At 66.0% G+C, this 6,026-nt stretch carries 6 protein-coding genes; 1 reads left to right on the forward strand and 5 read right to left on the reverse strand.

The window, feature by feature from the left end; translation table 11 throughout:
* Positions 1-108: 108 nt before the first annotated feature.
* The gene (locus ACR65W_RS18615) at positions 109-1,467 is read right to left on the reverse strand and encodes a cytochrome P450 (protein ID WP_434499456.1); all 1,359 of its coding nucleotides are present in this window, start codon (positions 1,465-1,467) and stop codon (positions 109-111) included.
* A gap of 89 nt (positions 1,468-1,556) precedes the next feature.
* Between ACR65W_RS18615 and ACR65W_RS18620 the strand changes: the two genes are divergently transcribed.
* Positions 1,557-2,189, forward strand: a complete 633-nt coding sequence (locus ACR65W_RS18620; protein ID WP_434499457.1) for a TetR/AcrR family transcriptional regulator — start codon at positions 1,557-1,559, stop codon at positions 2,187-2,189.
* Here the strand turns inward: ACR65W_RS18620 and ACR65W_RS18625 are convergent.
* From ACR65W_RS18625 to ACR65W_RS18640, 4 genes are all read right to left on the reverse strand, one after another.
* Entirely contained in the window at positions 2,149-3,612 is a 1,464-nt protein-coding gene (locus tag ACR65W_RS18625) for a DUF3526 domain-containing protein (RefSeq protein ID WP_434499458.1), read from the reverse strand. The genes ACR65W_RS18620 and ACR65W_RS18625 overlap by 41 nt on opposite strands.
* 8 nt (positions 3,613-3,620) lie before the next feature.
* The gene (locus tag ACR65W_RS18630; RefSeq protein ID WP_434499459.1) at positions 3,621-5,099 is read right to left on the reverse strand and encodes an ABC transporter permease subunit; all 1,479 of its coding nucleotides are present in this window, start codon (positions 5,097-5,099) and stop codon (positions 3,621-3,623) included.
* Positions 5,096-5,812 (reverse strand): ABC transporter ATP-binding protein, encoded by a 717-nt coding sequence (locus ACR65W_RS18635; protein ID WP_434502999.1) that lies wholly within the window; start codon positions 5,810-5,812, stop codon positions 5,096-5,098. The genes ACR65W_RS18630 and ACR65W_RS18635 overlap by 4 nt, the downstream gene beginning before the upstream one ends.
* A gap of 5 nt (positions 5,813-5,817) precedes the next feature.
* The coding region (locus tag ACR65W_RS18640) for a hypothetical protein (protein ID WP_434502997.1) at positions 5,818-6,026 on the reverse strand (209 nt) is incomplete at its 5' end.

Consider the following 6,026-nt stretch of genomic DNA (forward strand, 5'->3'; position numbering starts at 1 on the left):
CGTCATCCGCTCGGCGGACGACCGCTACGGGTCGCGAGCCGAAATTCAAACTGAGCCGCTACCGGCGGCACCCTATCGCGGTCCGCCCCGATGGTGCAGCGGCCACAGTTATAGCGGCCGGACATGAAGCGGCAGCCCGTCCTTGGGCCGCGTCGTGAAATCGGGCGCCAATTCGAGGCGGTGGCCCTCGACCGGCGTGAAGCGAAATTCCCGAACGAGCGTCGCAAGGATCGCGACCATCTCCAGCATCGCGAAGCCCATGCCGATGCAGATGCGCGGGCCGGCGCCGAACGGCATGTAAGCGCAGCGATGGCGCGTCTTGGCTTTTTCTGGCGCAAAGCGGTTGGGATCGAAAGCGTTCGGCGCGTCCCAGAGTTTCTCGTGACGATGCAGCGCCCAGAGCGCCGCATAGACCGGCTCGTTCTTCGAGATTTTATAGGGGCCGAGCGTCATGTCTTCGCGCGGCTGTCGTCCGATCGCGGCGGCCGGCGGAAAGAGACGCATCGATTCCTGGATCACTTGCTTGGTGAATTGCAGCATTTCAATTGTGTCGCCGCTGATGTCGGCGTCGCCGGCGATCACGCGGACTTCGTCGCGCAGGCGCTCCTGTGACGCCTGATCCTTGGCCAGCAGCCACAGGCTCCAGCCGAGCGCGACAGCCGATGTTTCATGCCCGGCGACAAGAAAGCCGTAGAGATTGGCGATGAGTTCGGCGTCGGTCATCGACCGGCCGCTTTCGGGGTCCTTGGCGGCAAGCAGCCGATCGAGGATCGCCTGCGTTTGCCCGCCCGATGCGCGCCGCGCCGCGAGGAGGCGCGCGGTCTCGTCGTAAAGGTAGCGCATGTCGCGATTGACTTTCGACGAACCGGGAAACGGCAGCCATGTCGGCAGTCGAAACAGGGTGAAGATCCGCGACCAGGAGATGGCGGCGAAACTCTCCTGCAAGGCGGCGACAAACTTGCCCCGATCAAAGGCGCCCGTGACGCCCAGGACGGCGTTCTCGATGACCGCAAAGGTGATGTTCGACGTCGCGTTCATCACGTCGATTGGCGCAGCGTGAGGCGAGGCGCGCCAGGCGTCCGCCTGGGCTTTGGCGCAATCGACGAATGTCGGCGTCAGGGCCAGAAGATTGTCGTGTCGGAAGGCGGGCGCCAAGGCGCGCCGCTGCCATTTCCAGTCCGCGCCTTCAACAAAGAACAGCGCATCGCGGTTGATGACGGACGACAGCGCGCCGACCGTGATGAAGTCGCGCGTAAAACTGTCCGCACGCGTGATCAGCATGTCTTCGATCAGTTCGGGATCGGCGAGATAATGCGTGCGCCCGACGAACGGCCAAAAGCCGTCAAGCGTGAAATAGGTTTCGCGATAGGCGGCGGGCGGCCAGTTTTCGAGAAAATTGCGCTTGGCGGAGCGCCAGGACGGGCGCTCATTGGGAGCAAAGGGCGTGAAATCCGGATCGTGAAACATCGAGGCTCTCCTGAATCGAATCGCCTGAAACAAACCATACTACATAGTATGGTTTTGGCAAGAACCGGCGACTATGTAAGCCTGCCGCTATGAGTCGCTTCAAAAAGGAAGACTGGCTGGCGCTCGGCGCGAAACTGCTTGCTGAGGAAGGTTCCGCCGCGCTGACGATCGACCGTCTGACGGCTGCGGCAAAGCGCACGCGCGGCAGCTTCTATCACCACTTCGAGGATCGCGACGCCTTTCTTCGCGCCATGATGGAGCGCTGGCGCGCGCAAGTCATCGACGAAGCCGGCAAGCGCTACGAACAGGCGCAGTCAGCCAATGAATTGCGGCGACTGATGCGCGAACAGCCGATGGCGCTCGATCATCAATTCGAACGCGCGCTGCGCCGTTTCGCCGCGAGCGAATCCATTGTGCGCCAAGCGGTCGCCGAAGTGGACGCCAAGCGCATCGAGGGACTCACCTGCGTGCTTTCGCATGTCTACCCGGATCTCGCCGATCCGCAATCGGCGGCATATGTGCAATATGCGGCGCTCGTCGGCTTACAGTGGCTGCTCGACGACGCCAACGATCCGCGCATGCCGGGGATTCTCAAGGCGGGAAATCAGATATTTCGTCTCGCTGACGACGACGAACCTTCGTCAAACAAGTCGCCGCAAAAGCAAAAGTCGGCAGACCCGGTCAAATCCCGCAACGCCGGAAGGCGCGCCAAGCAAAAATAGCGAGAATCAGCATCGGCAGCGCGACGCCGATGAGCGGGCTGGCGAGTCCGGCCGGCGCGCACGTAACCAATTCTTCATCGGCCTGGGTGAATTTCGGCATGGCGGCGTAATCCTGCGCCGTCAGCGAGGCACCCGCCTTGGCGCGGGACAGGAAGAAGGCGCGCCAGTCGATATGAAAGGCGCGGATGCGGTCAAGAAAGGCGCGGTAGCGCGTCTCCCCTGAGCCGGCGATGTCGGCCATCGCCTGATAGGTCAGATAGGCGGGCGAGAGATAGCCGAGCCGGTCGGCCATGTCGCGCTGGCGCGCAAGCTGCGCGTCATGCTCGGCGACGATCGCCTCGACGCGTTGGAACGCGGCCTCCTGCGTCGCCAGACGCCGCAGCGTCATCTCCTGCGGACCGCCGGCTGGCTTTTCCGCGTCGCCATGTTCCTGGGCGTAGCGCGCGAGCGAGGCGTCGCGGGCGCGGTCGGCGTCGATCGAGGCCGCCCGGGCTGCGAGCACCATGTCGGTTCGGGAGGGCGCGGGATGGGCGAAAGCGGCGATACTGTTGATCGCGGCCGGCAGGATCATGGTGATCGCCACCCATGCGCCGATCAGCGTGAGGGCATTGAAGGCGGAACTCCGCCCGAGGCCGTCGACGGCGGCCGCGAGCGCCGCCCAGAACAGGCCATAGAGCAGCACGACAACGAGCAGCGCCGCGAAGCCGGGCGTCGCGAAGCGCTCCCCTCCCGCGAAAATCCAGACGCCCGCCGCGCCGGCCAGCATCATCGCGGCGATCGGCGCAGCGATTCGCGCGGCGAGCTTGCCTGCGAGCGCGGCGCTGGGCCGGCGCGCCGAGGCGAGCGTCATGCCCAGCGTTCCCTGCTCGCGCTCGCCGGCGAGCAGATTGAAGGCCATCGCCAGGACGACGAGCGGATAGACGAAGACGACGACGAAGGCGAGATCGGTCGCGCCCGACATCAGATTGGCGGGATTGTCGATCTCGTCGGCGAAGAGAAAACTGTCTTTCGAGCCCGTCGTCACCCGGACGGCGGGCGGAAGCATATCGCTCTGCCCTGTGGCGACGAGCGCCAAGGGCGCCGGGGCGAGCGCGGCGACCGCCGCGGCAGGCCCGCCGCCCATGAAGGCCGCGTTGCGCGGATCGCGATAGGGCGGCGGCTCCGGCGTGGGCTTTCCCTGCGTCTCGCCCTGCTGCAAATGCGCCAGCGTCTTCTGAAGGTTTGACAGGCGCTGCGTCTCATCGGCGCGGGCGCCAGCGATCTCCGCCTGTTGCGCCGCGACGCGCGACGCCCCCATCGCGAGGGCGAAAAGCGTCACGCTCGCCAAAATCAGCAGCGCGAACCAGATCGCGCCGTCGCGGCGCATCATGCGCGCCTCGAACCGCACGCCAGCGAAGAAAGCGGAAGAGAAAGCGGAAGACATTGGCGCGCTCATACCGGCCGCAGACGCCGCGCCGCGAAGAGCGCGAAAGCGCAAGCGAGCGCGAGCCAGGCCAATAGGCCGATAATCGGGAGGACGCTGTAGCCCAGGGCGAAGACCGCGCCGGGCGCCCGATAGGCGAAGGAGCCGATCTTTCGCCACAGCTCCGGGCCGGCGACGTAAGCATTGTCGTGGGCGAAATGGATGAGGTTGTCGCTGACCTGGTTTTGGATATCGCGCCGATGCGCCTCGGCCGCCGTGGCGAAATCGAACTGGCTGCGGCTGTCGACGCCGGCGAAGGCCATCGAGATCGGCCGCAGCGCCAGCAGCGGAAACAAGAAACCGGGCGCGGCGCGCAGCGCGTCCTGGCGGTCGAAGGCCGACTGCAGCGCGCCGAAGTGGCGATCGAAGATCGCATAGCCGGCCTCGTCGTCCTTGCGCAGCGCCAGCCCGCGGAAGCTGACCGGCAGATCCGCGATCCGCGAGACGCCGTATTTTTTCAGCGTCTCGTCGCGGAAGGCGACGAAGGCGGGATGGCTCTCGTCGTGACCGAATGTCTTCGCCTTGTCCTGCGCAATGCCGGCGCGAAATTCTTGCCATGTCGGCGTCGGCGCGAAGGCGCGCGCGGCGTCCGTGGCGAGGCGCGGCGCGAGAAAGGAATTGGCGAGCCAGAAGGCGAGCAGCGTGACGAGCGCGGCGCGGGAGTTTTTCGCCAAAGCCGAAACCCCCAGCGCCAGAAAAGCGAAGCCCGCGAGATAGGCGGCATAGGCGGCGCCAAGCGCACCGAGCCGAATCAATTGATCGACGAGCGACAGGCGTTCGCGATCGACGAAAAAGACGAGGGCGAGCGCGGCGCCGATGAAGGCCGGCGCGAGCAGCGCGAAAATGGCGCCGATGAGCGCCATCGCCTTGCCGGCGAGAATGTCGCGCGGCCTGGCGCCGACGCTGAGCAGCTGTTTCAGCGTGCCGCTTTCGCGCTCGCCCGAGAAGCTCGCGAAACCCATCAGGATGACGATGAGCGGCGCGATCGTCTGCAGGATGAAGGCGAGCGAGAGCGAGCCCAGCCGCGCGCCGACGCCGCCGTCGCGCGCCTGTTTGAACTGGGTCTCGTTCTGCTTATGCGCTTCGAGCCACACGGCCGAGCCGACATAGGCGTCGACGCCGGGATCGGCGAGCGCCAGCGGGCTCAATGGCTTGAAGGCGTATTGGCCGAAATGCGCGGCGGCGTGCGGATTCTTGGCGCTCTGTCCGACCCAAAGGTCGCGATCGGCTTGCGCCGCCGCCTCGCGCTCGCGCAGAATGCGGGCGTTTTCGACATAGCCGAAGGCGAGCGCGGCGAGCATCAGCGCGATAATGAAGGCGCAGAGCCAGACGAGGCGCCGGTCGCGGGACAGCTCCAGCCATTCCTTGGCGGCGACCGCGCGGACGACGCGCCAGCGGCTCTTCGCCGCCGCCGTCGTGGCGAGCGGGGCGAGGGCGAGATCGCTCACGCCGCCGCGCTCGCGAAGAGATCGAGATAGGCGCGCTCCAGCCCGAGATGATCGACGTCGTCGGCGCCGAAGACGGATGCGAGACGCCCCTGCGCCATGATGCCGATCTTCGTGCCGCATTGCTTGGCGAGGAAGAGGTCATGCGTGACCATGAGCACCGCCATGCCCTCCTTGCGCAGCCGCTCGATGAGCGCCGCGAATTCATTGGCCGCAAGCGGATCGAGGCCGGAGGTCGGCTCATCCAGCACCAGCGCCTGCGCGCGCCTTGCGAGCGCGATGGCGACGCCGACCTTCTGGCGCATGCCCTTGGAATAGCCGCGCACGGGACGTTCGAAGGCGTCGCGCGGCAAGCCGGCGGCGGCGAGCAGCGAGAGAAGCTCATCGCGCGGCGCTTCGGCGCCGGAGATTTCGGTGAAATATTGCAGATTTTCGAGGCCGGTGAGCGCGCCGTAGAGCATCACCTGCTCGGGGATATAGGCGAGACGCGCGCGCGCCGCCGAGGGATCAACCGCGGCGTCGATCCCGCAGACGAGCGCTTGGCCTGCGGTCGGCTGGATAAAATTCAAGAAGAGATTGACGGTCGTCGTCTTGCCGGCGCCGTTCTGGCCGACAATGGCGAGCCGCTCACCTTCTTTGACGGTGAAGCTGACATCATCCACGGCGCGCCAGCCACTGGGATAAGCAAAGGAGACATTGGCGAAGGTGATGGCCATAGCGTTCACCCACCGCGCCTGGACGACAGTGCGTCAAAGGCCTCAGCCCGCGTGATCGGCAGCGATGGGAACGCTTTGCCGGTGCCTTGCAGGGCCAGCGCCAGCCCCGTGACTTCGGGCCGCGGCACGCCCGCCTCGCCCATGACTCCTGAGGTGACGATGTCGGCCGTCGGTCCCTCTGCGATCACCCTTCCATCCTTCATGACGATGATGC

It is taken from the genome of Methylocystis sp. (genome assembly GCF_051062815.1).
In the GTDB taxonomy this organism is placed as follows: Bacteria; Pseudomonadota; Alphaproteobacteria; order Rhizobiales; family Beijerinckiaceae; genus Methylocystis.